The sequence below is a fragment of the Klebsiella sp. C239 genome (assembly GCF_048822715.1).
GTDB lineage: Bacteria > Pseudomonadota > Gammaproteobacteria > Enterobacterales > Enterobacteriaceae > Klebsiella > Klebsiella quasipneumoniae.
On the sequence record NZ_JBMEZK010000001.1, the window covers coordinates 519,671 to 542,757 of the forward strand.

Genomic DNA, 23,087 nt, shown 5'->3' on the forward strand with positions numbered 1-23,087 from the left:
GCTTGAAGAGGAAACAGGGTTTGCCGCGGGCTGTCGCGGTAAAGAGAACGCTCACCTTCGAGGATTGAACGATGTCAGGAAACATGAAAACAATGGATGGCAACGCGGCGGCGGCCTGGATCTCCTACGCCTTTACCGACGTGGCGGCCATCTATCCCATTACCCCCTCCACCCCGATGGCGGAGAATGTCGATGAATGGGCCGCTAAGGGGAAAAAGAACCTCTTTGGTCGGCCGGTGCGCCTGATGGAGATGCAGTCTGAAGCCGGCGCCGCCGGGGCGGTGCACGGCGCGCTGCAGGCGGGGGCGCTCACCACCACCTACACCGCGTCGCAGGGACTGCTGCTGATGATCCCCAATTTGTACAAAATTGCCGGGGAGCTGCTGCCGGGCGTCTTTCACGTTAGCGCCCGGGCGCTGGCGACCAATTCGCTGAATATTTTTGGCGATCATCAGGATGTGATGGCGGTGCGCCAGACCGGCTGCGCCATGCTGGTGGAGAATAACGTTCAGCAGGTGATGGACCTGTCGGCGGTGGCGCATCTGGCGGCGATCGCCGGGCGGATACCCTTTATCAACTTCTTCGACGGCTTTCGCACTTCGCACGAAATACAGAAGATCGAGGTGCTGGAGTATGAGCAACTGGCGGCGCTGCTGGACCGCCCGGCGCTGGAGCGCTTTCGTCGTCAGGCGCTGCATCCGGATCACCCGGTGATCCGCGGCACCGCGCAAAACCCGGATATCTACTTCCAGGAGCGGGAGGCCGGTAACCGCTTCTACCTCGCGCTGCCCGATCTGGTGGAAAGCTATATGGCGAAGATCACCGCGCTCACCGGGCGGGAATATCACCTGTTTAATTACCACGGCGCGCCGGACGCCGAGCGGGTGATTATCGCCATGGGCTCAGTGTGCGACACCGTCCAGGAGGTGGTGGATGCGCTGAATGCGGCGGGGGAAAAGGTGGGGCTGCTCAGCGTTCATCTCTATCGCCCGTTCTCGCTGGCGCACTTTTTCGCGCAACTGCCCGCCAGCGTGCAGCGCATTGCCGTCCTTGACCGCACCAAAGAGCCGGGGGCGCAGGCGGAACCGCTGTGCCTCGACGTCAAAAACGCTTTCTATCAACGCGACGATGCGCCGCTGATTGTCGGCGGCCGCTACGCCCTCGGCGGTAAGGATGTACTGCCCAACGATATCGCCGCGGTATTTGACAACCTCAGGCAGCCGCTGCCGAAGGACGGCTTTACCCTGGGTATTGTCGATGACGTCACCTTTACCTCGCTGCCCGCCCGGCAGGTGCCGCTGGCGGTCTCCCACGCCGGGATCACCGCCTGCAAATTCTGGGGCATGGGCTCGGATGGCACCGTCGGGGCGAACAAAAGCGCCATTAAGATCATCGGCGATAACACGCCGCTCTATGCTCAGGCCTACTTTTCCTACGACTCGAAAAAGTCCGGGGGGATCACCGTCTCGCACCTGCGCTTTGGCGACCGGCCAATCACCTCGCCCTACCTGATCCACCGGGCCGATTTTATCGCCTGCTCTCAGCAATCCTATGTCGACCGCTACGACCTGCTGGAGGGGTTGAAGCCGGGAGGCACCTTTTTGCTCAACTGTAGCTGGTCCGAGGCGGAGCTGGAGCAGCACCTGCCGGTCAGCGTCCGGCGCTATCTGGCGCAGGAAAAGATCGACTTTTATACCCTCAACGCCGTGGACATCGCCCGCGAGCTGGGCCTCGGCGGGCGCTTTAACATGCTGATGCAGGCGGCGTTCTTTAAGCTGACGGCGATTATCGATCCGCAAACCGCGGCGGACTATCTCAAGCAGGCGGTGGAGAAAAGCTATGGCAGCAAAGGGGCGAGCGTCATTGAGATGAACCAGCGGGCGATCGAGCTGGGGATGGCGGCGCTGCGTCGGGTGACGGTTCCCGCCCACTGGGCGACCCTCGAGGCGCCGGCGCCCCAGGCGACAACCCTGATGCCGGACTTCATCCGCGATATTCTGCAGCCCATGAACCGCCAGCGTGGCGACCTGCTGCCGGTGAGCGCCTTCGCCGGGATGGAAGACGGCACCTTTCCCTCCGGCACCGCCGCCTGGGAGAAGCGCGGCATTGCCCTGGAGGTGCCGGTCTGGCAGCCCGACGGCTGCACCCAGTGTAACCAGTGCGCCTTCGTCTGCCCGCATGCGGCGATCCGCCCGGCGTTGCTGAACGCTGAAGAGCAGGATACGGCGCCCGCCGGGCTGCTGAGCAAACCGGCCCAGGGGGCCAAAGACTACCACTATCATCTGGCTATCTCGCCGCTGGACTGCTCCGGCTGCGGCAACTGCGTGGAGAGCTGCCCGTCGCGCGGCAAGGCGCTGCAGATGGCCTCCCTCGACAGCCAGCGCGCGATGGCCCCGGTCTGGGACTACGCGCTGGGGCTGGCGCCAAAAGACAACCCGTTTCGCAAAACGACGGTCAAAGGCAGCCAGTTCGAAACGCCGCTGCTGGAGTTTTCCGGCGCCTGCGCGGGCTGTGGCGAAACGCCCTATGCCCGGCTGATCACCCAGCTGTTTGGCGACCGGATGCTGATCGCCAACGCCACCGGCTGCTCTTCGATCTGGGGCGCCAGCGCGCCTTCGATGCCCTATACCACCAACCACCGCGGCCACGGGCCGGCCTGGGCAAACTCGCTGTTTGAGGACAACGCCGAGTTCGGGCTGGGCATGATGCTCGGCGGCCAGGCGATCCGCCAACAGATCGCCGGGGAGATGACCCGCGCCCTGGCGCTGCCGGTCAGCGACGCGCTTCACGCCGCGATGCGGCAATGGCTGACGCAGCAGGACGAGGGGGAGGGGACCCGCGAGCGTGCGGACCGCCTCAGTGCGTTGCTGGCGGCGGAAAAAGAGGGGGTTCCGCTGCTGGAGCAGCTCTGGCAGAACCGTGACTATTTCGTCCGGCGTTCGCAGTGGATCTTCGGCGGCGACGGCTGGGCCTACGATATTGGCTTCGGCGGTCTCGATCATGTGCTGGCCAGCGGGGAAGACGTCAATATTCTGGTGTTCGATACCGAGGTCTACTCCAACACCGGCGGCCAGTCGTCCAAATCGACCCCGGTGGCGGCGATCGCCAAGTTTGCCGCCCAGGGGAAACGCACGCGGAAAAAAGATCTCGGCATGATGGCGATGAGCTACGGCAATGTTTACGTTGCGCAGATCGCCATGGGCGCCGATAAAGATCAGACCCTGCGGGCCATCGCCGAGGCTGAAGCCTGGCCGGGACCGTCGCTGGTGATCGCCTACGCCGCCTGTATCAACCACGGCCTGAAAGCCGGGATGCGCTGCAGTCAGCGCGAGGCGAAGCGGGCGGTGGAGGCGGGATACTGGCACCTGTGGCGCTACCATCCACAGCGCGAAGCCGAGGGCAAAACGCCGTTTATACTGGACTCCGAAGAGCCGGAAGAGAGCTTCCGCGACTTTCTGCTTGGCGAGGTGCGCTATGCCGCGCTGCACAAAACCACCCCGGATCTGGCGGACGCGCTGTTCCGGCAAACGGAGGAGGATGCCCGGGCCCGTTTCAGGCAGTACCAGCGGCTGGCGGGGGAGTAGCAGGCAGCAGGTTAGCGATTCACGACTGCTGCATCACGTTCAGCAGCGTATCCAGCAGGCCGGGAAAACGGGCGTCCAGATCTTCCCGGCGCAGCGAAATCATATTCTCCCGTCCCTGAGGCCGCTGCCAGATCACACCGCTGTCGCGCAGGACGCGCCAGTGGTGGGTCATGGTGGACTTGGCCACCTCTTCCTGACGCAGAGCGTTACAGCTCTGCTCGCTGCCGTCGGCCAGCGTGCGGATGATCTCCAGTCGCAGCGGGTTGCCGAGCGCGGAAAGGACATTTTCCAGGCGAATTTGTTCTCGTTCAGGGTGATTGGCGATCATAATAATCCTGTGTCGGCGGTGGCGCGGCGCATGGCGGTCGCAGCCCGTATCGGCGGCTGGCGGCTACTATACCCAAACTCCTGTTCTCATGCCACGCGCGCCGCCGCAACCTGACCAATCATAATAATAGTAAAAATAGTTCGAATATACTCGTACAATTGTACTATCATAAGCGGCAGTAAAATGAACTGCGGATCATTCCGACCGCAGACTGACAGTCAAAACGACTAAGGACGCATCATGCCCCGACCCATCCCCCTCGAACGTTATCGCAACATCGGTATCTCCGCGCATATCGATGCCGGTAAAACCACCACCACCGAGCGCATCCTGTTTTACACCGGGATGAGCCATAAGCTGGGTGAAGTACACGATGGCGCGGCAACCACCGACTGGATGGCCCAGGAGCAAGAGCGCGGGATCACCATTACCTCGGCGGCGGTGAGCTGCTTCTGGCCGGGTATGGACCGCAGCTTCGAGCCGCACCGGATCAATATCATTGACACCCCGGGGCACGTGGATTTCACCATTGAGGTGGAACGTTCCATGCGCGTGCTCGACGGCGCGGTGATGGTGTATGACTCCGTCGGCGGGGTGCAGCCCCAGTCGGAGACCGTCTGGCGCCAGGCGAATAAATACCATGTCCCGCGGCTGGCCTTCGTCAACAAGATGGACCGCCCCGGCGCGGACTTCTTCCGCGTGGTGCAGATGATGATCGACCGCCTGAAGGCCAACCCGGTGCCGATTGTCATCCCCATTGGCGCTGAAGAGCATTTCACCGGCGTCGTCGACCTGGTGAAAATGCGCGCCATCCTGTGGGATGACGCCACCCAGGGCATGACCTTCAGCTACGGGCCGGTCCCTGACGATCTGCTGGCGACTGCCCGCGAGTGGCGGGAGAAAATGGTCTCGGCGGCGGCGGAGGCCAGCGACGCGCTGATGGATAAATACCTCGAAACCGGCGAGCTGGACGAGGCGGAGATCGTCGCCGGTCTGCGCCAGCGCACGGTGAAGGGTGAAATCCAGGCGGTGCTCTGCGGTAGCGCCTTTAAAAACAAAGGCGTGCAGCGCATGCTCGACGCGGTGGTGGAGCTGATGCCGTCGCCGCTGGATATTCCGGCGATACAGGGCGTGGATGAGAAAGGCCAGCCGGCGGAGCGCCATCCGAGCGACGATGAGCCGCTGTCGGCGCTGGCGTTCAAACTGATGACCGATCCCTACGTCGGCCAGTTGACCTTTATCCGCGTCTACTCCGGGACGCTGAAGAAAGGCGATGCGGTGTGGAATCCGGTGAAGGGCAAGAAAGAGCGCATCGGGCGTATCGTCCTGATGCAGGCCAACGATCGCCACGAAGTGGACGAACTGCACGCCGGGGATATCGCGGCCTGCGTTGGGCTGAAGGATGTCACTACCGGCGATACGTTATGCGACCCGGATGCGGTGATTACCCTTGAGCGGATGGAGTTTCCGGAGCCGGTGATTTCGCTGGCGATTGAGCCGAAGACCAAAGCGGACCAGGAGAAAATGGGCATCGCGCTGCAGCGGCTGGCGGCGGAAGATCCGTCGTTCCGTCTGCATACCGATGAAGAGTCCGGCCAGACGATTATCTCCGGCATGGGTGAGCTGCATCTGGAGATCATTGTCGACCGGATGAAGCGCGAGTTTAACGTCGAGGCCAACATTGGTCGTCCGCAGGTCACCTACCGCGAAACCCTGCGCAAGAAAGTGACGGACGTGGAGGGCAAATTTGTGCGCCAGTCCGGCGGTAAAGGACAGTACGGGCACGTCGTGCTGACCCTTGAGCCGCTGGAGCCGGGCAGCGGTTTCGTCTTCGAGGACGCCACCAAAGGCGGGGTAGTGCCGCGCGAGTACATCCCTTCCGTGGAGAAAGGGCTGCGCGAAGCGATGGGCACGGGCGTGCTGGCGGGCTATCCGGTGGTTGACGTGAAAGCGACCCTGACCTTCGGATCGTACCACGACGTGGACTCCTCGGAGATGGCGTTCCGCATGGCGGCGATCTTCGGCTTCCGCGAAGGGGCGCGCAAAGCGGACCCGGTGATCCTTGAGCCGGTGATGCACGTGGAGGTGGAAACGCCGGAAGAGTACGCCGGGAATATCATGGGCGATCTCTCTTCCCGTCGCGGGATGGTGCAGGGGATGGAAGAGCGCTTCGGCAGCCAGATCATCCGCGCCGATGTGCCGCTGGCGGAGATGTTTGGTTATTCCACCACGCTGCGCTCGATGTCTCAGGGACGAGCAACCTACAGCATGGAGTTCCACCACTACGCGGAAGCGCCGCGCAACGTAGCGGATGAAATCATCGCCAGCCGCGCGAAAAGTTAAGCCAGTCATCCCGGGTAGCGGCTAGCGCCTTACCCGGGCTACTCTGGTACCAGCGTCCAGGCCCGGTAAGGCGAAGCCGCCACCGGGCAAAAAGGTAAGCACGAACTGGGGAGGCAATGCCCGGCGGCGCTGCGCTTGCGCGGGCCTACGGTCAGGCGTCCTCCCCGGTCATCGTTTGTAGCCCGGGTAAGGCGGTAGCCGCAACCCGGGAATTTCAGCCAATCAGACAATATCCTGTGCGTACTGCCACAGCGCCTTCAGCTGCGCCAGCTTCTCTTTATCATCCGCGTACTGCTGATACAGTTTGTAGCCCGGGTAAGGCGTTAGCCGCAACCCGGGAATTTCAGCCAATCAGACAATATCCTGCGCGTACTGCCACAGCGCCTTCAGCTGCGCCAGCTTCTCTTTATCATCCGCATACTGCTGATACAGCATCTGCAGTTCATCGGCATAGGCCTGCAAAAACTCAGGCGTAAATACCTGACGACGGTGCTCTAACCAGCGCTGCTGCTCGGCTTCATCGAGCGTGCCGGGAAAGTTGCGCGCCCGGTAGTTAAACAGCAGGCGTTCGATGCGCTTGTCGGCGAAGGTGATATCCAGCGCCGGCAGATTGCGCGGTTCCGTTTCCAGCACGATTTTCATCGCCGCGCGGTCGGCATCGCTAAAGAACCCATTGTAAAGCTGGGCGTCGACGTTTTCGGACGGCACGAACGGCTCGGCTTCGGCATACACCGCCACCACTTTCTCCCGCACCTGCGGATTCGCCCGCAGCAGCTGGGCATTCTCCAGACAGCGCTGAATGGAGATCCCCAGCCGGTCGGCATCCTGCGGGCGCAGGGTATTGGCCTGAGCCAGCACCGGACATTTATTGAGATGCACCAGCTTGATCGGCGCCGCCGGCAGATCGCCAAGCTCGGCGCGCGGGGTGTAAAGCCGCTCGCGCAGGGCGTCCGCATCCAGCTCCAGCAGCGGCGCCATATCCCCCGCCAGATCGACCATAATCACCGCATTGCGGTTTTCCGGATGCCAGGCCAGGGGCGCCACCAGGCTGGTGTTGCCGCGCGCGGCGCCGAACATGCCGGAGACATGCACCAGCGGCTTCATCTGCGGCACGTCGATGAGCGTCGCCAGCTTGCGCTTATTGCGGTGGCTGTAGAGATAGTCAAACAGCCGCGGCTGCCGGGTTTTCACCAGCTTCGCCATGGCGATGGTGGCGTACACGTCGGCCATCGCGTCATGGGCGTTCTGGTGTTCGATACCGTTGGCGACGGTCAGATGTTCAAGGCGGAAGCTCGGCAGACCCTCGTCATTTTCCGGCCAGGCGATCCCTTCCGGACGCAGGGCATAGCAGGCGCGCATCACGTCGAGCAGATCCCAGCGCGAGTTATCGTGCTGCCAGCTCCAGGCATAAGGGTCATAGAAGTTGCGATAGAAGATATTCCGCGTCACTTCGTCATCAAAGCGCACGTTGTTATAGCCGACGATGCAGGTTTGCGGCACCGTGAACAGATCGTGGATGCGGCGGGCAAACGCGGCCTCGTTATCCCCTTTGGCCAGCGCTTCCTGCGGGGTGATCCCGGTGATCATTACCGCCTGCGGCTGCGGCAGGTAGTCGTCAGCGGGCTTGCAGTAAAACACCTCGGGCTCGCCCAGCACGTTTAACTCCGCGTCGGTGCGGATGGCGGCGAACTGTGCCGGCCGGTCAAGGGAAGGGCTGGTGCCGAAGGTTTCATAATCGTGGAATAAAAATCCGGGCTGGTTGACGCTGTCTTGCATAGTCTGTTCATTATCCGTGGTGGCGTGCGACCGGTATGGTAAACGATTTGCCCGGTCATCAGAAGGGTAACGGCAAGCAACATCCTCCGCCGTGTCATATTTTCTTGCAATTAAACCCTGATATGAAACGCGAAGTTCCGTAAAAAGGACGGCGGATCTGTAAATCTAGAGGATATGCCGTTGAAAGGCCGTTTGTTTATTGCTGTATCTTTGCTCGCTTCGAGCGTTTCCTGCGCATTTGCCGTCGACTTACCTGCTACGGTCGCGCCGCCTTCCATTCAGGCTGGCTCCTGGGTGCTGATGGATTACACCACCGGTCAGGTACTGACCGCGGGTAACGAACATCAGCAGCGCAATCCTGCCAGCCTGACCAAATTAATGACCGGCTACGTGGTCGATCGCGCCATCGACAGCCATCGTATCACCTTTGACGATATCGTCACCGTGGGGAAAGACGCCTGGGCGAAGGGCAACCCGGTGTTCGACGGGTCATCCCTGATGTTCTTAAAGCCAGGGGATCGCGTCAGCGTCCGCGACCTCAGCCGCGGGCTGATTGTCGACTCCGGCAACGACGCCTGCGTCGCGCTGGCCGACTATGTCGCCGGCGGTCAGCCGCAGTTTGTCGCCCTGATGAATCAGTATGTCGAAAAACTGCATTTGCAGGATACCCATTTCGAAACCGTCCACGGCCTCGATGCCCCGGGTCAGCACAGTTCGGCCTATGACCTGGCGGTGCTGTCGCGGGCGATTATCCATGGCGAGCCTGACGTCTACCACATGTACAGCCAGAAAAGCCTGACGTGGAACGGCATTACCCAGCAAAACCGTAACGGTCTGCTGTGGGATAAAACCCTGAACGTCGATGGCCTGAAAACCGGCCACACGTCGGGCGCCGGGTTCAACCTGATTGCCTCGGCGGTGGATGGCCAGCGCCGGCTGATCGCCGTGGTGATGGGGGCCGACAGCCCGAAAGGCCGCGAGCAGCAGGCCGCGAAACTGCTGCACTGGGGGCAGCAAAACTTCGACACCGTGCAGGTGCTGCAGAAGGGGCAGAAGGTCGGCAGCGAGCGCATCTGGTACGGCGATAAAGAGCAGATTAAGCTCGGCACCGATCAGGATTTCTGGTTAGCGCTTCCGAAGGCGGAAGTGTCGCGGATTAAGGCGAAATACGTGCTGGATAAAAAGGATCTGGAGGCGCCGATCGCCGCCAACCAGCGGGTCGGCGAGATTTCACTGTATGACGGCGACAAGGTCGTGGGCCACTATCCGCTGGTCACCCTCGAAAGCATTAATAAAGGCGGGGTGTTCTCGCGAATGAGCGATTACCTGCACCACGAGCTGTAACCACGCCAACCGCCTCTTTGCAGGCGGTTTTTTTTCGCCTGCCGCCCGGCAGACGCGGTGACAATATCGCCGTTTTTTTCATCAGCCGCAATGGCGACTCTGTGAATTCGCGCACATACTGAGGGGGGATCTCCTGTTAAATTAACTGTATATTCATACAGTCATTTATCTCCAAAGGAGGCAAGATGAACTACAGCGTCACCCCCCTCGGCAAGAAAACCATTGCCGGTTTCCATCTGGTCGGGCCCTGGGATCAAACCGTCAGGCAGGGGTTTGAGCAACTGATGATGTGGGTTGAGGGCCGGCAGGTGCCCGCCCGCGAGTGGCTTGCCGTCTACTACGATAACCCGGAGGACGTGCCGGCGGAAAAACTGCGCTGTGCCACCGTGGTCGCCGTTGACGAGGATTACGTCATTCCCGCCAACAGCGAAGGGGTGATCATAACGGCGATTGCCGGCGGGGATTACGCCTGTGCCCGCGCGCGGGTGGTGGATCACGACTTCGCCACCCCGTGGAGGCAGTTTTTCGACAGCCTGCTGCAGAGCACGGCGTATCGCATCGCCCCCCAGCCCTGCTTTGAGGTCTATCTTAACGACGGCAACCACGACGGCTACTGGGATATCGACATGTATGTTCCCGTCGCCCGCGTCGCGTCGTAGCGATTTACCCCTGTTCCGGACAAGGATTTTTACATTCCCGGCACGCTCCGGGCGAAAAAGCAGTTACAATTGGCCTTTTCGTTTTGCCGGAGAGGGTTGTGCGCGCTGATAAATCACTCAAGCCATTTGAGATCCGCTTGTATCGCCATTATCGGGTGGTGCATGGTGTGCGGATTGCGCTGGCCTTTGTGCTCACCTTTTTGCTGGTGCGGCTGCTGAACGTGCCTGAGGGGACCTGGCCTCTCATCACCCTGGTGGTGGTGATGGGGCCGATCTCCTTCTGGGGCAACGTCGTGCCGCGGGCGTTTCAGCGCATCGGCGGCACGATCCTCGGCTCGGCGCTGGGGCTGGTGGCGCTCAAGCTTGAGCTTATCTCCCTGCCGCTGATGGTCCTCTGGTGCGCGGCGGCGATGTTCCTCTGCGGCTGGCTGGCGCTGGGCAAGAAACCCTATCAGGCGCTGCTGATCGGCATCACCCTGTCGGTGGTAGTCGGGGCGCCGCCGGGCGATATGCATACCGCCCTGTGGCGAAGCGGCGACGTGATCTTCGGCTCGCTGCTGGCGATGCTGTTTACCGGTATCTGGCCGCAGCGGGCGTTTATCCACTGGCGCATCCAGATGGCCAGCTACGTCACCAACTTCAACCGCCTCTACCAGGCCGGCTTCTCGCCAAATCTGGTGGATCGGCCGCGGCTGGAAAAGCATCTCCAACAGGCGCTCAACGACGTCGTCAAAATGCGCGGGCTGATCACCCCCGCCAGCAAAGAGACGCACATCCAGAAGGCGATCTTCGAGGCTATCCAGACCGTCAGCCGCAACCTCGTGTGCATGCTGGAGCTGCAGATCAACGCCTGGTGGGCAACCCGTCCGGGCCACTTCGTCATGCTCAATGCGCACACCCTGCGGGAGACGCAGCAGATGACCCAGCAGACGCTGTTGGCCATCGCCCACGCGCTGTACGAAGGGAACCCTCAGCCTGTGCGCGCCAATAATGAAAAGCTGAATGAAATCGTCCTCGAACTGCGCCAGCTGATGAAAGAGCAGGGTGACGATAGCCTGGCGGAAACCCCGATCCATGGCTATGTTTGGCTCTCTATTGAACTGGCGCGCCAGCTGGAGCTGCTGTCGCATCTGATCTGCCGCGCGTTGCGCAAATAAGCACCAGATGCACCGGGTAACTGCATGGGTTGTTTCGATTCAGCAGCGTTTAGGGTTATGATAAACGCAAAGGAAAAAACATTGTCATCAGCGACTGCTAGCAGTTATGTTAGCCCTATAACGCAGTCGCTTTACGAATCCGAATCTCAATTATTAGGGGTGTAAAAATGGAAACAACTAAGCCTTCTTTCCAGGACGTACTGGAGTTTGTTCGTCTGTACCGTCGTAAGAACAAACTGCAGCGTGAAATTCAGGACGTTGAGAAAAAGATCCGTGATAACCAGAAGCGCGTTCTGCTGCTGGACAACCTCAGCGACTACATCAAACCGGGCATGAGCGTGGAAGCCATCCAGGGCATCATCGCCAGCATGAAGAGCGATTACGAAGACCGCGTTGATGACTACATCATCAAGAATGCCGAGCTGTCCAAAGAGCGCCGCGACATCTCTAAAAAACTGAAAGTGATGGGTGAAGCCAAAGTCGAAGGCTAATCCCAGCTGTCCGGCGGCGTCAGCGTCGCCGGGCTGTTCTGCACTACCCCCTCCCGTCTCTTTTTCTGCGAAAACTTTGTCCCGGCAACTGCCTCTCTGCACCGACTCTTTGCTATACTGCCCCGCGAAAACGTATTGATATCGGAAAGGTTTCTCTCATCCTGGCCGGGCATCTGACGCAGCGGCGTCAGGGCGATATCTCAACACCTCTCACCTCTCCGACGATCGATTCGCCAGAAGACAAACTCAGGTGCTGACCGGGCGCGACAGAATCTCTTCCGCTGCTTTCGCCGACAGGAGTCAACCCCACGTGATTAAGTCATTCTTTGCCGCACTCTCGTTTATCAGCCGTCTGCCGGTCCCGGCGCGGTTATCTCAGGGCCTGGAGATCGAACAGTACCAGCGCAGTATCGTCACCTTCCCGCTGGTCGGTTTATTGCTCGGCGCCATCGCCGGCGCGGTGGTGTACCTCCTGCAGCCGTGGTGCGGCGTCCCGCTGGCGGCGCTGTTCGGCGCGCTGGCGCTGGCGCTGCTCACCGGCGGATTTCACCTTGACGGGCTGGCCGATACCTGCGACGGCATCTTCTCCGCCCGCACCCGCGATCGAATGCTGGAGATCATGCGCGACAGCCGGCTGGGTACCCACGGCGGGCTGGCGCTGATTTTTGTGCTGGTGGCGAAGGTGCTGGTGGTCGGCGAACTGCTGCTGCGCGATGTCAACCCCATCGCGGCGCTGGCGGCGGCCTGCGCCGTCGGTCGCGGAATGGCGGTGCTGCTGATGTATCGCCATCGCTATGCGCGGGAAAAAGGGCTGGGCAATCTGTTTATTGGCAAAATTAGCCTGCAGCAGACGCTGGTGACGATGGCGCTGGCGATCGCGCTGGCCACCGCCCTGCTGGGGCTGCAGGGGCTGCGCGCCGCGCTGATCGCCCTGGTGCTGATCTGGGGTCTGGGGTGGGCGCTGAAGCGAACCCTCGGCGGGCAGACCGGGGATACCCTCGGAGCGGCGATCGAGCTGGGTGAATTACTCTTTTTACTGGCGCTACTGTAAGGCCTGGCATCAACGGTGAGGAACAGAATGGAAACACTTTCGGCGTTACTGGCTGCCATTCCGCAGCCCGATGTGACGGGCATGGCGCGCGCGCAGCAGCATATTGATGGCCTGTTAAAGCCGCCCGGCAGCCTTGGCCGTCTGGAGAGCCTGGCGGTACAGCTGGCCGGTCTGCCGGGGCTGCAGGGGCAGCTGGCGCTGACTGAAAAAGCCATCGTGGTCATGTGCGCCGACCACGGCGTCTGGCATGAAGGCGTGACCCCTTCCCCGCAGGCGGTGACGGCCATTCATGCCGGCAATATGGTGCGGGGCAATACCGGCGTCTGCGTGCTGGCGGCGCAGGCTGGCGTGAGAGTGGAGGTGGTGGATGTCGGCATCGACGCCGAGCCGCTGCCGGGCCTGATCAACCTCAAGGTGGCCCGCGGTAGCGGGAATATCGCCTGGACGGCGGCGATGAGCCGTCAGCAGGCGGAGACGGTGCTGCTGGCCAGCATGCGTTTCGCCCGCCAGCTCGCCGCCGACGGGGTGAACGTCTTTGGCGTGGGGGAGCTGGGGATGGCCAATACCACCCCGGCCGCTGCGACGATCAGCGTCCTGACCGGCAGCGACCCCGACGCGGTGGTGGGCTGCGGGGCCAATCTGCCGCTGGCGCAGCGGGGCCATAAGGTGGCGGTGGTGCGCCAGGCGATCGCTCATAACCAGCCGAACCCGGCGGACGGGCTGGACGTGCTGGCGAAGGTGGGCGGTTTTGATCTGGTGGGTATGACCGGGGTGATCCTCGGGGCGGCCTCCTGCGGTCTGCCGGTGGTGCTGGATGGCTTCCTCTCCTACGCTTCGGCTCTGGCGGCCTGCCGCATGGCCCCGGCGGCGCACCCGTATCTTATCCCTTCGCACCTGTCGGCGGAGAAAGGGGCGCGGATCGCCCTCGACGCGCTGGGTCTGCGCCCGTATCTCGATATGGACATGCGCCTGGGGGAGGGCAGCGGCGCGGCGCTGGCCATGCACCTGCTGGATGCCGCCAGCGCGATGTACCACCAGATGGGGACCCTGGCGCAGAGCAACATTGTGCTGCCCGATAGCGCGCCAGCGTCCTGATGATAAAGCGCATCGTCTCGAGGATGGGGGACGGTGCGCCGGGTTTACAGCGCCTGCTGCCAGACCGCCTGCGGCAGCAGGTAAACCTGCGCCGGGGCGCGCATACCGTCGCTGACAATATGGCCGATACCGCTGGCCATCACCGCCAGGGTGACGTCAAAGGCGTTAAGGCTGTCGCCGAAGCCGGCGGTCAGGTTGAGCATCGAGCCATTGGCCATCAGGTAGACGGTTTTGTCAGCCATGCGGTAGGCGTTGATATACGGCATCACCTCTTCCTGAGGGTACTGGCGCAGGTACTCGCCGTCGATCTCTTCCGCCACGTGGCCGACGTTAAGGATAAACACGCCCGCTTTCGCCCGGTCCAGCGCCTGGCGATTAACCACGTTTTTACCGCCTGTCGCGGTGGCTACCACGTCCGCCGAGGCGATAGCCTCCTGGAGATCGACCACGTGCCAGCCGTCATAGGCCGCCTGCAGCCGACGGGCAGGATCGATCTCCGCCACCATCACCTGGCCGCCAAAGGCTTTTGCCGCCGCCGCGACGCCCTGGCCAACCAGGCCGTAGCCGATCACCAGCACTTTTTTCTCATGCAGGGTGAGATGAGTGGTCTGGAAGAAGGTGTGCCAGGCGGTGAGTCCGACCATATGGCGGTTATGCAGCCCCTCTTTGACCGGCAGATCGTCCCAGTTAAAGATCGGATAGCCGGGCTGAATATCCCCCAGTCGATTGACGCCGGAGCCGGTGGCTTCCAGACCCGCCATGATGTTGCCGAACTCGCCGCGTTGGTGAAGGAGGGTGGTGAGATCGGCCCCCATTTCGCACAGGTGAGTGGGCTGCCAGGCGATCGCTTTTTCCCATGACTGTTGCCAGTCGGCATCGCTCATATTGCGCCAGGCGCAGGCCTCGGCGCCGCGCTCCACCAGCCAGGCCACCACGTCGTCCTGCACGGTGGTGGGGTTACAGGTGGTTAAAAAGACCTGAGCGCCCTTGTCGAGGATCCCCTGCACCAGCGGGATCATTTTCATGTCGAGGTGCATACAGCAGGCAAGGCGGACGCCGCTGAGGTCGGGCAGGGCGGCGACCTGACGCAGGGTACGCGGCATATTCTGGCTGGCCCATGCCACTTCTTTCGCTAAAGAGATTTTATTATTCACTGGGTTATGACCTTCAGTTCGCAAAAGGGGTATCCCCCTGACAGAAAAGGGATTCTATCAGCCCGGGCGAGAATTCACAGCCCTGCGCCGCCCGGAAATCGCCGCCCGCGCGATCCCCTGCTAAATACAGGGTTGTTAATGTAAGGTTAAAAAAAGAAAATAAAATATAAGTAACTCCTATGATCTGAGCGATAAAGTGATGTTGAGCGTTATTCCCGCGGGCCTGTTTTCACGGCTGCGGATTTTCCTTGGGCGGCTGAAGCCGCACGCGCTGCCGGTGGCTCGTCGGCATATTGTGCTGGGCTCCATCGGCGCCGGCACCGGGCTGGCGGTGACCAGCATGTTCAGCCACTGGCTGCTCGGCGAAGTCAACCTGTGGTTTATTGCCCCCATGGGCGCATCGGCGGTACTCCTGTTTGGCGTGCCGAGCAGTCCGCTGGCGCAGCCGTGGTCGATTGTCGGCGGCAATGTGCTGTCGGCGCTGATCGGCGTCACGGTGGGTATGCTGGTGCCCGACCCGGCGCTGGCCTGCGGGCTGGCGGCGGCGCTGGCCATCGCCGGGATGTATTTTCTGCGCTGCCTGCATCCTCCCGGCGGCGCGGTGGCCCTGACGGCGATCCTCGGCGGCGCCGGGGTGCACAGCGAAGGCTATCACTTTGTGCTGACGCCGGTGCTGCTCAACTCGCTGATGCTGGCGCTGCTGGCCATCGTGTTTAACAATCTGGTTGGCCGCCGCTACCCCCATCCGCTGGCGGCGGAGGAGGTCAAATCCCGTGCGGTGCCGCTGGGCATTTCGGTTACCCGGGAAGATATTCACGCCGCCCTGCTGGAAGGCCAGTTCCTCGACATTGACGAAGACGATGTCCAGGAACTGCTGGAAAATATTGAACAACAGGCGCGCCAGCGCATCGCGGCGGCAGGCCGCCGCTGACAGCGCCCTCCCGGCCGCGGGTTAGAGATCGCCGGTAAGATACTGCGCGACCCCGCGGCCAAAACTCCAGTCGCCTTTCTGGTTGCTGATAATCGACACCATCACATCATCGCCGCTCAGGCCGCAGTGTTCCGCCAGCTCCTCCTGCAGAATGGCGAAGAAACGCTGCTTCTGCGCGTCGCTGCGCGGGCTGGTATAGACCCGCACCACCACCTGATCCCGCGTGCGGGTCAGTCCGAGGCCGGTATCTTCAATCACCATATGATGGGCTTTGTTTTCGTGAACAATCTGGTATCGGTCGCGTTCCGGTACCTCGAAGGCGCGCAGCACGGCGCGATGAGCGGCATCCAGCAGGGTTCTGATCTCCTGTTCCGTACGGCCTTCAATCAGGTCAAATGTCAGTAATGGCATGCAGGTGGTCCTTATCGTTAGGGAATAATCGCTGTCTGATATGGATGCTAGCCGATGCCGTCGCGGGCAAAAACCGCTATAGTTGAATACATTGTTTTTACTGGTGAACAATCAATATGAGCGAGAGTCGTCCGGAGAGTTACTGGGCCCATCTTTACTGGCTGACGGTGCTGGAAGAGCAGAAAAGCTATACCCGGGCCGCGGAAAAGCTGGGGATCAGCAAGTCGGCCATCAGCCAGAAAATCAGCGAGCTGGAGCGGGTGACCGGTAAAACGCTGGTCCATCGCACCACCCGCAGCGTCAGCCTCAGCGACGACGGGCTGCGGCTGGTGGCGGAGCTCAGTGAGCCGTTTGGCCAGCTGCGGGATATTTTCACCGGCGCCTGCGATGAGGGCGGACCGCTGCGGGGGACGTTGCGCCTGACCGCGCCGGTGGCCTTTTCCCGTCAGCAGCTGGTGCCGGCGATCGCGCCCTTTTTACATCAACATCCCCAGCTGCATCTGCAGCTGGAGGTGACCGACCGGCTGGTCTCTCTCGGCAGCGAAGGGTTCGACCTCGCCATCCGCCACTGTCGGCGCGAGGCGCTCCCGGACACCCACGTCGCCTGGCCGCTGTGCCACACGGCCACGCTGATCGTCGCATCCGCCGACTATATTCGCCGCCATGGCCGCCCGGAGACGCCTGACGATCTGCGTCAACACCAGTGCCTGACCTATCCCCGTGGGCCCCAGCGCCCGCAGTGGACGTTCGCCTCCCGCCAGACGCCCGATGAGCGGGTGACCATCAACGTGCAGGGGCCGTTCGCCACCAACAACAGCGAGTCGCTGCGCGATGCGGTGCTGGCGGGGTTGGGGGTGGCGCTGCTGCCGGATTTTAGCGCCCGGGAGGCTATCGGCCGCGGGCTGGTGCAGGAGCTGCTGCCGGCGTGGCAGCCGGTGGAGGTGTTCGCCGATCGGCTGTACGTCATCCGGCCCTATACTCCGCGGGTGTCGCGCGCGGTGGAGACCTTTAGCCGCTACCTGAAAGCGACCTTCAGCGAGCCGCGTCCAGCTCCCGGGCCAGCGCCTCGCTGAAGCGGGGGAGCAGATGGCGCTCGCCGGGAAGCAACTGCGCCAGGGTGACGGTTTTGTCGGCGCGGTAGACCCGCCCGCTGCCGAGCTGCGCTTCGAAGGCGTTCGCCGCCTGATGCGCCGCGCTAAGGTCGGCGTCAATAAGGATCACCGCATGGGCCAGCACCACATGGCCGCCGCTCGCCGTCTGCGGCCGCCAGTACTGGGCGGTACCGACAATCTTGCGCGCCTCCTCTCCCTCTCCGCAGGCGAGGTTATACCGGCCATCGCAAAAGGAACCGCTCACCGCCCGGGCGTGGCTGGCAACGCCGAAGCGCGCGAGGGTGCGCTGCAGCACAGCGCACAGCGAGTGATAGATGGTTTCGGCGGCCTCGCCGAGCGGCTGCTGCACCGGCCAGGCGAGGCTGAGGTTGATAATCCCCGGCCCCTGGGGCACCAGACCGCCCCCGGAGCGGCGGAGCCATACCGGCCAGCCCCGCGCGGCAAAACGCGCGCTGACCGCCGGCAGGTCCGCAAACTGACGATAGCTCCCCGGCACCACGAATCCCTGCGGCGCCTGCCAGAGCTGGGCGACGGCCTCGCCGGCGCCGGCTTTGGCAAACAGCGGTTGTTCCGCCTGGGTGGGGTCCTCGCAAAACTGCAGCGCCAGCGAGGCGGGGGTAAAGCGGCGTGGCCAGCAGTCGGCCAGGGGCAACAGAGACATGCGTTCTCCTTACCGGAGGGCGCGGGTCGCGCCCTCCGAAAGCTGGTCAGTCGACGGTATGCTTTTTCATCAGCAGCGCGGTGAGCGCTGACAGCAGGCAACCCGCGGTCAGATAGAGGGCCACGCTGTGCCAGGAGCCCCCGGAGAAGGTGACTAGCGCCGCGGCGATAAAGGGCGTAAAGCCGCCGCCGACCACGCTCGCCACCTGGTAGCCGACGCCGGCGCCGCTGTAGCGATAGCTGGCGCCGAACAGCTCGGTAAACATCGGCTGCTGGACGCAGACCACCATATCATGGGCGATATTGGCCAGCATCAGGGCGAAGAACAGGATCCAGAAAACGGACTGACTCTCCAGCGCCATAAAGAACGGAAAACCGCTCAGCGTGCCGATCAGCGCCCCGGTAATATAGATCCGCCGACGGCCAAAGCGGTCTGCCAGCCAGGCGAAGCAGGGGATAGTCAGACAGCTGAGGCCGCCCACCAGCAGGCCGATGTTGAGGAACAGCTCGCGCGGCAGGCCGAGGTTTTGCGTCGAGTAGTTGAGGGCGAAGGCGGTGACGATGTACATGGTCAGCAGTTCGCACAACCGCAGGGCAATAATCAGTAAAAACGCCCCGGGATGGCGAAGCAGGGCTTCCACCACCGGCAGTCGCTTTTTCACCTGCGGCGCGTTGGCCTGGCTCTGCTGGGCTTCAAACTCCTGCGATTCGGCCATACCGTTACGGATCCACAGCGCAATCAGAACCAGCGCCACGCTGAACAGGAAGGGTAAACGCCAGCCCCAGCTGAGGAACTGCTCGTCGGCGGTCAGGCTGCTGATCAGCGATACCAGCCCGGTGGAGAGTAGCAAGCCGACGCCGTAGCCCACCTGCACCCCGCTGCTGTAAAAGGCTTTTTTTCCCTTCGGCGCGTTCTCCACCGAGAGCAGCGCCGCGCCGCCCCATTCGCCGCCGACGGCAAAGCCCTGAACCGCCCGCAGAAACACCAGCAGCACCGGCGCCCACCAGCCGATCTGGCTGAATGAGGGGAGCAGGCCGATGCAGGCGGTGGCGATACCCATCATCCAGACGGTCATCATCAGCATCCGCTTGCGCCCGAGACGGTCGCCGAAGTGGCCAAAGATAATCCCGCCCAGCGGGCGAAAAAGAAACCCGACGCCGAAGGTGGCAAACGCGGCAAGGGTGCCCATCGCCGGGCTGATTTGCGGGAAAAATTCGCGGTTGAACACCAGCGCGGCGGTAATGCCATAGAGAAGAAAATCGTACCAGTCGACCACGGCGCCGGCAAAGCTGCCCCATGCCGCCCGCCGGGCCCGATGCAGCGAATCCGGCGCCTCGCCGGGCTGCACGCTTATTGTTGAATCCATACCCTGTCCTGTCAGTCACGTAATTCGTTGTTATTGGAATGAGACGCTTTTCGCGTAGCGTCTGCACTGAGACTACCGCGCAGCGGCCGCGGAGGAAAGTAGTTTGCCTGCTAAGCGGCGAGCTGGTGCAAAAATAAGCGACCGGAAAGGCGGGCGAAATCACACCCTTTACTCAACATTCTGGCAATTTGCCAGCAAGCTTATACTTTTAATTAAATCAACGGATAACAAAGAGGAGCACCTTTTAAGAATTGACGTAAATGGTTTACACTTAACATGTCTCCTTCTCTGGAATGGTGAGTTAAATGCGTCTACTTCTTGCAGTTTTATTTTGTTCTGTCATGTTGCCTTCTGCTTATGCTGAAAAACTGCCTGCGCCGACAGGAAAACCTGTACTGACCATTTCCGGCAAAATCGGAAATACGAACGTCGGTGACAAGGCGGTTTTTGATCTCGCGATGCTGGAAAAGCTGGGCATGAAGACGGTGGAAACCACCACCCCCTGGTACACCGGCAAGGTCCGTTTTGACGGCATTCCCCTTAATAAACTCATGGATTTAGTCGGCGCTAAAGGCCAATCCGTCCGCGTGCTGGCGCTCAACGACTACACCACCATTATCCCGATGGACGATTTTTATAAATTCCCGGTCATTATGGCGTTAAAAATGAACGGCCAATATATGCGCGTTCGGGATAAAGGCCCGTTATTTATCGTCTACCCTTACGACAGCAGCGCTGAATTACAGAACCAGATCTATTATTCCCGATCGGCCTGGCAAGTTTCTAAGATTATAATAGAGTAAGGGTCGGATCTTGAATCGAATACTCACGGCTATTATTTTGTCGTTGTTTATTGTGACTGGATATATTACTTATCTGGTGCATGAGCGACAAAGTGAGTTGCAAAAATTTACCCGCTATACGGACTCGTGGTCAATGTCGCAGATGGTATCGGAATATATGCGACTGGAGTCTCGTCTGGCGGGAATGGCGATTGGGGCCGAAGGGGCGGACCACGATGAGGTGCGCCTGCGCCTCGAGATCATGATGAGCCAGATCGAACTCCTGCAGGAGGGCGATCTGGGTCGCTTTATTAATAAAAGCGAACAGCGGAAGGCGGTGGTCGCCACGCTGATCCGCAATCTCCATTTGCTTGATAAACAAGTTGATACCATGACACCGGCGCAGGTTAAAGCGATCCTGCCGGTGTTAAGCGAGCTGGATGGTCCCCTGACCTCAATGGCGGCCGCCACGCTGACGCAAGATATTAATATCGTTAATATCACCCATGATAAAATTCAGCATCTCTATTATATCTACTCGGTGATCTCCATTCTGCTGATCGCCATGTGTATTTCCCTCGGTCTGCTGATGCTGCGGCAGAATAATAACCTGCGGCGCGCCCACGTTCGTATGAAAACCCTGGCCAACGATCTGCAGGCCTCGAAAGAGAAGCTGCAGGTGCAGAACCGTCGACTGCAGTACGATGCCTACCATGATTCGCTGACCGGTATGCCCAACCGTCTCTCTTTCTGGCAGCGTCTGCAGGAGATCGTCAATCAGGTGCGCCCCTATAATGGCTGCGCCGTGGTGATGCTTTTCGACCTCGACAGCTTTAAGGATGTAAACGATACCCTCGGGCATGACGCCGGCGATAAGCTGCTGCAGGATCTGGCCAGCCGCCTCTCTTTTTTCCGTAAAACCTCAGAGACGCTGTATCGTCTCGGCGGCGATGAGTTCGCGATGCTCTCTTACGATCTGACCGAAGAGATGGCGCTCGAGCGGGCCAATGTTATCCGGGAGAAGATCAGCCAGCCCTATCTGATCTACGATGCGCAGATTAATATCGACGCCTGCATCGGGATCGTGATCTCTGATGGCGAAAGCCGGACCGATTATCTGTACAAGTGCGCCGACCTCGCCCTGTATGAGGCGAAAAAAGAGGGCAGCGGCCATGTGCAAATCTTCCGGCCGGGAATGCTGCAGCGTCTGCAGGAGAATAAATCGTTTGAAGACGATCTGCTGCAGGCCCTGGCCCATGACGAATTCAAAGTCTACTACCAGCCGATCGCCGATACCGTTACGCGCGAAATCTACGGTTATGAAGCGCTGGTTCGCTGGTTCCATCCGGTGCGCGGCGCCGTGCCGCCGACGGTGTTTATCCCGGTGGCAGAGAAAATCGGCCTTATCAATGCCCTCGGCGAGTGGGTGCTGAAAACCGCCTGTGCCGAAGCGGCCAGCTGGGCGACGCCGCTCAAGGTCTCGGTCAACGTTTCACCGATTCAGCTGATGAACACCTCGCTGACCGACACCATTATCAGCGTATTGCAGCAGACTGGACTCGATCCACGACGGCTGGATCTGGAGATCACCGAGTCGGATGTGTTCAATGAGAACACCCGTTCGCTGGAAATTCTCAGCCAGCTGCGCGAGCAGGGCATTCAAATCTCCATCGATGACTTTGGTACCGGCTATTCTTCGTTGTCGCGTTTAAGCTACTTCCCGTTCGATAAAATCAAAATCGACCGCTCGTTTGTTATCAATATTCCGGAGCAAAAAGACGATCTGGATATCGTGCGCCTGATTATCAGCATGGGAAAGAGCCTGCATATGCGCATTGTGGCTGAAGGCGTGGAGACCGAAGAGCAGTTGGCCTCGCTGCAGGCGCTGGGCTGCGACCTGGTGCAGGGCTATTTAATCGGCAAACCGAGTCCGCTGCGCTAAATGAAATATGAAGGCCCTTAAAGATATTATTCCGGGCGATTTCAGCAAGCTGGAATCGCCTTTTTTATTTTCTCTTAGCGCTAATCCCAGAGGGGTATAAAAAGGAGTAGAGATAAAATTCGCCAGGAAAATAATATCCTTCACCTTTGAAAGAGGTATATGATATGCATCATATAGGCTATTTCTGACCGTATCCTTTGCGACGGTAAAGTGAGGCGCAATCATGCAGCGAATTATTATTCCCACCCATTACGTTCATACCCGCAGCACGCCGCTGTGGACTAAGGAGACCGCTCCGGCCTCTATCTGGCGCCGCCATCTGGACGCTGGCACCCGCCAGGGGGTCTATCCCCGGCTGTCGGTGATGCAGGGGGCGATCCGCTATCTCGGCTATGCCGATGAAACCAGCCCCGAACCGGTTGAAACGCTGACCATTGAAGCCGGCCAGTTTGGCGTTTTTCCGCCGGAAAAATGGCACTGCATTGAGGCCCTCTCGGAGGACACGGTATTTAATGTCGACTTCTATGTTGATCCGAAAATTCTCATCGAGGGATAAAATTATGAACAGTGAAAATAAAGGTTATACCTTAGCGGTAGAGAATGGCCGGCTTCAGCGGAAACAAGAAAAAATATTCCTCAAACCGATGGTCTTGTATATTCCGCAGCAGGCGGTAGAGGCCGTTAATGGGCTGCTGAGCGCTCTGCCGGACGACAATTTAGAGGGGGAGTTTGTGCTGACGGTCACCAATAACAATAACGGCGTCTCGGTCGATAAAAGCTTTTCCTCGCTGGCGGCGCTGCGCGACCCGCTTACCGCGGCCGATGCGGTGAAGGAGCTGATCAATATCGTCCGCGGCTATGAGTCCGACGAAGAGACCAACGTTTGCGGCTGGTAAGGCC

The 23,087-nt window shown here is 60.6% G+C and carries 22 protein-coding genes; 14 read left to right on the forward strand and 8 right to left on the reverse strand.

Translation table 11 applies throughout. The features are described from left to right. Positions 1 to 71: 71 nt before the first annotated feature. Entirely contained in the window at positions 72 to 3,584 is a 3,513-nt protein-coding gene (gene nifJ, locus ACOI6Z_RS02350) for a pyruvate:ferredoxin (flavodoxin) oxidoreductase (RefSeq protein ID WP_068814765.1), read from the forward strand. A gap of 19 nt (positions 3,585 to 3,603) precedes the next feature. On the opposite strand, the gene ACOI6Z_RS02355 is transcribed toward nifJ, so the two are convergent. Next, positions 3,604 to 3,912 carry an ArsR/SmtB family transcription factor gene (locus tag ACOI6Z_RS02355; RefSeq protein WP_023290335.1) on the reverse strand — a complete coding sequence of 103 codons (309 nt, stop codon included), beginning with the start codon at positions 3,910 to 3,912 and terminating at the stop codon, positions 3,604 to 3,606. Between the two features lie 240 nt (positions 3,913 to 4,152). Between ACOI6Z_RS02355 and fusA the strand changes: the two genes are divergently transcribed. After that, a complete protein-coding gene (fusA, locus tag ACOI6Z_RS02360) occupies positions 4,153 to 6,255 on the forward strand; it encodes an elongation factor G (RefSeq protein WP_032453436.1) in 2,103 nt (700 codons plus the stop codon). Positions 6,256 to 6,477: 222 nt separating this feature from the next. Here fusA and ACOI6Z_RS02365 read toward each other — a convergent pair whose 3' ends face one another. Both ACOI6Z_RS02365 and sbcB read right to left on the reverse strand, forming a co-directional pair. Further along, the gene (locus ACOI6Z_RS02365; protein ID WP_021313317.1) at positions 6,478 to 6,606 is read right to left on the reverse strand and encodes a hypothetical protein; all 129 of its coding nucleotides are present in this window, start codon (positions 6,604 to 6,606) and stop codon (positions 6,478 to 6,480) included. Further along, a complete protein-coding gene (sbcB, locus tag ACOI6Z_RS02370; RefSeq protein WP_023290333.1) occupies positions 6,607 to 8,031 on the reverse strand; it encodes an exodeoxyribonuclease I in 1,425 nt (474 codons plus the stop codon). 180 nt (positions 8,032 to 8,211) lie between these two features. On the opposite strand from sbcB, the gene dacD reads away from it, so the two are divergent. The 6 genes from dacD (at position 8,212) to cobT (ending at position 13,828) form a co-directional block, all read left to right on the forward strand. Then, positions 8,212 to 9,375: a serine-type D-Ala-D-Ala carboxypeptidase DacD gene (gene dacD, locus ACOI6Z_RS02375; RefSeq protein WP_023290332.1), complete on the forward strand. Its 1,164-nt coding sequence runs from the start codon at positions 8,212 to 8,214 to the stop codon at positions 9,373 to 9,375. 185 nt (positions 9,376 to 9,560) lie between these two features. Further along, positions 9,561 to 10,034, forward strand: coding sequence for a DNA gyrase inhibitor SbmC (gene sbmC, locus ACOI6Z_RS02380; protein ID WP_048336055.1), 474 nt, complete (start codon positions 9,561 to 9,563; stop codon positions 10,032 to 10,034). Positions 10,035 to 10,132: 98 nt separating this feature from the next. Continuing rightward, positions 10,133 to 11,191, forward strand: coding sequence for an FUSC family protein (locus ACOI6Z_RS02385; RefSeq protein WP_004203544.1), 1,059 nt, complete (start codon positions 10,133 to 10,135; stop codon positions 11,189 to 11,191). Between the two features lie 167 nt (positions 11,192 to 11,358). Beyond that, positions 11,359 to 11,682, forward strand: a complete 324-nt coding sequence (locus tag ACOI6Z_RS02390; protein ID WP_002911883.1) for a DUF496 family protein — start codon at positions 11,359 to 11,361, stop codon at positions 11,680 to 11,682. 310 nt (positions 11,683 to 11,992) lie between these two features. After that, positions 11,993 to 12,733: an adenosylcobinamide-GDP ribazoletransferase gene (gene cobS, locus ACOI6Z_RS02395; RefSeq protein ID WP_023290330.1), complete on the forward strand. Its 741-nt coding sequence runs from the start codon at positions 11,993 to 11,995 to the stop codon at positions 12,731 to 12,733. A 27-nt stretch (positions 12,734 to 12,760) separates the two neighbouring features. Further along, positions 12,761 to 13,828, forward strand: a complete 1,068-nt coding sequence (cobT, locus tag ACOI6Z_RS02400; RefSeq protein ID WP_420686881.1) for a nicotinate-nucleotide--dimethylbenzimidazole phosphoribosyltransferase — start codon at positions 12,761 to 12,763, stop codon at positions 13,826 to 13,828. Positions 13,829 to 13,872: 44 nt separating this feature from the next. On the opposite strand, the gene ACOI6Z_RS02405 is transcribed toward cobT, so the two are convergent. Continuing rightward, positions 13,873 to 14,982: an adenosylhomocysteinase gene (locus ACOI6Z_RS02405; RefSeq protein WP_101992230.1), complete on the reverse strand. Its 1,110-nt coding sequence runs from the start codon at positions 14,980 to 14,982 to the stop codon at positions 13,873 to 13,875. A 199-nt stretch (positions 14,983 to 15,181) separates the two neighbouring features. Between ACOI6Z_RS02405 and ACOI6Z_RS02410 the strand changes: the two genes are divergently transcribed. Then, entirely contained in the window at positions 15,182 to 15,913 is a 732-nt protein-coding gene (locus tag ACOI6Z_RS02410; protein WP_023290328.1) for an HPP family protein, read from the forward strand. Between the two features lie 21 nt (positions 15,914 to 15,934). Here the strand turns inward: ACOI6Z_RS02410 and ACOI6Z_RS02415 are convergent, their stop codons facing one another. Continuing rightward, positions 15,935 to 16,324: a tautomerase family protein gene (locus ACOI6Z_RS02415; RefSeq protein ID WP_023290327.1), complete on the reverse strand. Its 390-nt coding sequence runs from the start codon at positions 16,322 to 16,324 to the stop codon at positions 15,935 to 15,937. Positions 16,325 to 16,440: 116 nt separating this feature from the next. Here ACOI6Z_RS02415 and ACOI6Z_RS02420 point away from each other — a divergent pair, with 116 nt between their 5' ends. Continuing rightward, positions 16,441 to 17,397, forward strand: coding sequence for a LysR family transcriptional regulator (locus ACOI6Z_RS02420; RefSeq protein WP_048297844.1), 957 nt, complete (start codon positions 16,441 to 16,443; stop codon positions 17,395 to 17,397). Here the strand turns inward: ACOI6Z_RS02420 and ACOI6Z_RS02425 are convergent. Both ACOI6Z_RS02425 and shiA read right to left on the reverse strand, forming a co-directional pair. Then, positions 17,357 to 18,097 (reverse strand): lipoyl protein ligase domain-containing protein, encoded by a 741-nt coding sequence (locus ACOI6Z_RS02425; protein WP_420686884.1) that lies wholly within the window; start codon positions 18,095 to 18,097, stop codon positions 17,357 to 17,359. The two genes, ACOI6Z_RS02420 and ACOI6Z_RS02425, sit on opposite strands and share 41 nt — an antisense overlap. 46 nt (positions 18,098 to 18,143) lie before the next feature. Next, complete coding sequence (gene shiA / locus ACOI6Z_RS02430; RefSeq protein ID WP_420686886.1) at positions 18,144 to 19,463, reverse strand: shikimate transporter; 1,320 nt, start codon at positions 19,461 to 19,463, stop codon at positions 18,144 to 18,146. A 305-nt stretch (positions 19,464 to 19,768) separates the two neighbouring features. Here shiA and ACOI6Z_RS02435 point away from each other — a divergent pair, with 305 nt between their 5' ends. Next, positions 19,769 to 20,266: a molybdopterin-dependent oxidoreductase gene (locus ACOI6Z_RS02435; RefSeq protein WP_032428930.1), complete on the forward strand. Its 498-nt coding sequence runs from the start codon at positions 19,769 to 19,771 to the stop codon at positions 20,264 to 20,266. 10 nt (positions 20,267 to 20,276) lie between these two features. Next, entirely contained in the window at positions 20,277 to 22,187 is a 1,911-nt protein-coding gene (locus tag ACOI6Z_RS02440; protein WP_072422157.1) for a putative bifunctional diguanylate cyclase/phosphodiesterase, read from the forward strand. On the opposite strand, the gene ACOI6Z_RS02445 is transcribed toward ACOI6Z_RS02440, so the two are convergent. After that, positions 22,158 to 22,412, reverse strand: coding sequence for a hypothetical protein (locus tag ACOI6Z_RS02445; RefSeq protein ID WP_048297843.1), 255 nt, complete (start codon positions 22,410 to 22,412; stop codon positions 22,158 to 22,160). The two genes, ACOI6Z_RS02440 and ACOI6Z_RS02445, sit on opposite strands and share 30 nt — an antisense overlap. Here ACOI6Z_RS02445 and ACOI6Z_RS02450 point away from each other — a divergent pair. Together ACOI6Z_RS02450 and ACOI6Z_RS02455 are read left to right on the forward strand one after the other, a co-directional pair. Then, positions 22,411 to 22,743, forward strand: coding sequence for a DUF1971 domain-containing protein (locus ACOI6Z_RS02450; RefSeq protein WP_002911866.1), 333 nt, complete (start codon positions 22,411 to 22,413; stop codon positions 22,741 to 22,743). The two genes, ACOI6Z_RS02445 and ACOI6Z_RS02450, sit on opposite strands and share 2 nt — an antisense overlap. A gap of 4 nt (positions 22,744 to 22,747) precedes the next feature. Next, entirely contained in the window at positions 22,748 to 23,083 is a 336-nt protein-coding gene (locus ACOI6Z_RS02455) for a DUF1869 domain-containing protein (protein WP_023290321.1), read from the forward strand. Positions 23,084 to 23,087: the final 4 nt, after the last annotated feature.

Excerpts from the sequence above, each read along its gene's own strand:
- nifJ (WP_068814765.1), top strand. The coding sequence starts at position 72 with ATGTCAGGAAACATGAAAACAATGGATGGCAACGCGGCGGCGGCCTGG.
- ACOI6Z_RS02355 (WP_023290335.1), bottom strand. The coding sequence starts at position 3,912 with ATGATCGCCAATCACCCTGAACGAGAACAAATTCGCCTGGAAAATGTC.
- fusA (WP_032453436.1), top strand. The coding sequence starts at position 4,153 with ATGCCCCGACCCATCCCCCTCGAACGTTATCGCAACATCGGTATCTCC.
- sbcB (WP_023290333.1), bottom strand. The coding sequence starts at position 8,031 with ATGCAAGACAGCGTCAACCAGCCCGGATTTTTATTCCACGATTATGAA.
- sbmC (WP_048336055.1), top strand. The coding sequence starts at position 9,561 with ATGAACTACAGCGTCACCCCCCTCGGCAAGAAAACCATTGCCGGTTTC.
- ACOI6Z_RS02390 (WP_002911883.1), top strand. The coding sequence starts at position 11,359 with ATGGAAACAACTAAGCCTTCTTTCCAGGACGTACTGGAGTTTGTTCGT.
- cobT (WP_420686881.1), top strand. The coding sequence starts at position 12,761 with ATGGAAACACTTTCGGCGTTACTGGCTGCCATTCCGCAGCCCGATGTG.
- ACOI6Z_RS02410 (WP_023290328.1), top strand. The coding sequence starts at position 15,182 with ATGTTGAGCGTTATTCCCGCGGGCCTGTTTTCACGGCTGCGGATTTTC.
- ACOI6Z_RS02415 (WP_023290327.1), bottom strand. The coding sequence starts at position 16,324 with ATGCCATTACTGACATTTGACCTGATTGAAGGCCGTACGGAACAGGAG.
- ACOI6Z_RS02420 (WP_048297844.1), top strand. The coding sequence starts at position 16,441 with ATGAGCGAGAGTCGTCCGGAGAGTTACTGGGCCCATCTTTACTGGCTG.
- ACOI6Z_RS02425 (WP_420686884.1), bottom strand. The coding sequence starts at position 18,097 with ATGTCTCTGTTGCCCCTGGCCGACTGCTGGCCACGCCGCTTTACCCCC.
- shiA (WP_420686886.1), bottom strand. The coding sequence starts at position 19,463 with ATGGATTCAACAATAAGCGTGCAGCCCGGCGAGGCGCCGGATTCGCTG.
- ACOI6Z_RS02435 (WP_032428930.1), top strand. The coding sequence starts at position 19,769 with ATGCGTCTACTTCTTGCAGTTTTATTTTGTTCTGTCATGTTGCCTTCT.
- ACOI6Z_RS02450 (WP_002911866.1), top strand. The coding sequence starts at position 22,411 with ATGCAGCGAATTATTATTCCCACCCATTACGTTCATACCCGCAGCACG.
- ACOI6Z_RS02445 (WP_048297843.1), bottom strand. The coding sequence starts at position 22,412 with ATGATTGCGCCTCACTTTACCGTCGCAAAGGATACGGTCAGAAATAGC.
- ACOI6Z_RS02455 (WP_023290321.1), top strand. The coding sequence starts at position 22,748 with ATGAACAGTGAAAATAAAGGTTATACCTTAGCGGTAGAGAATGGCCGG.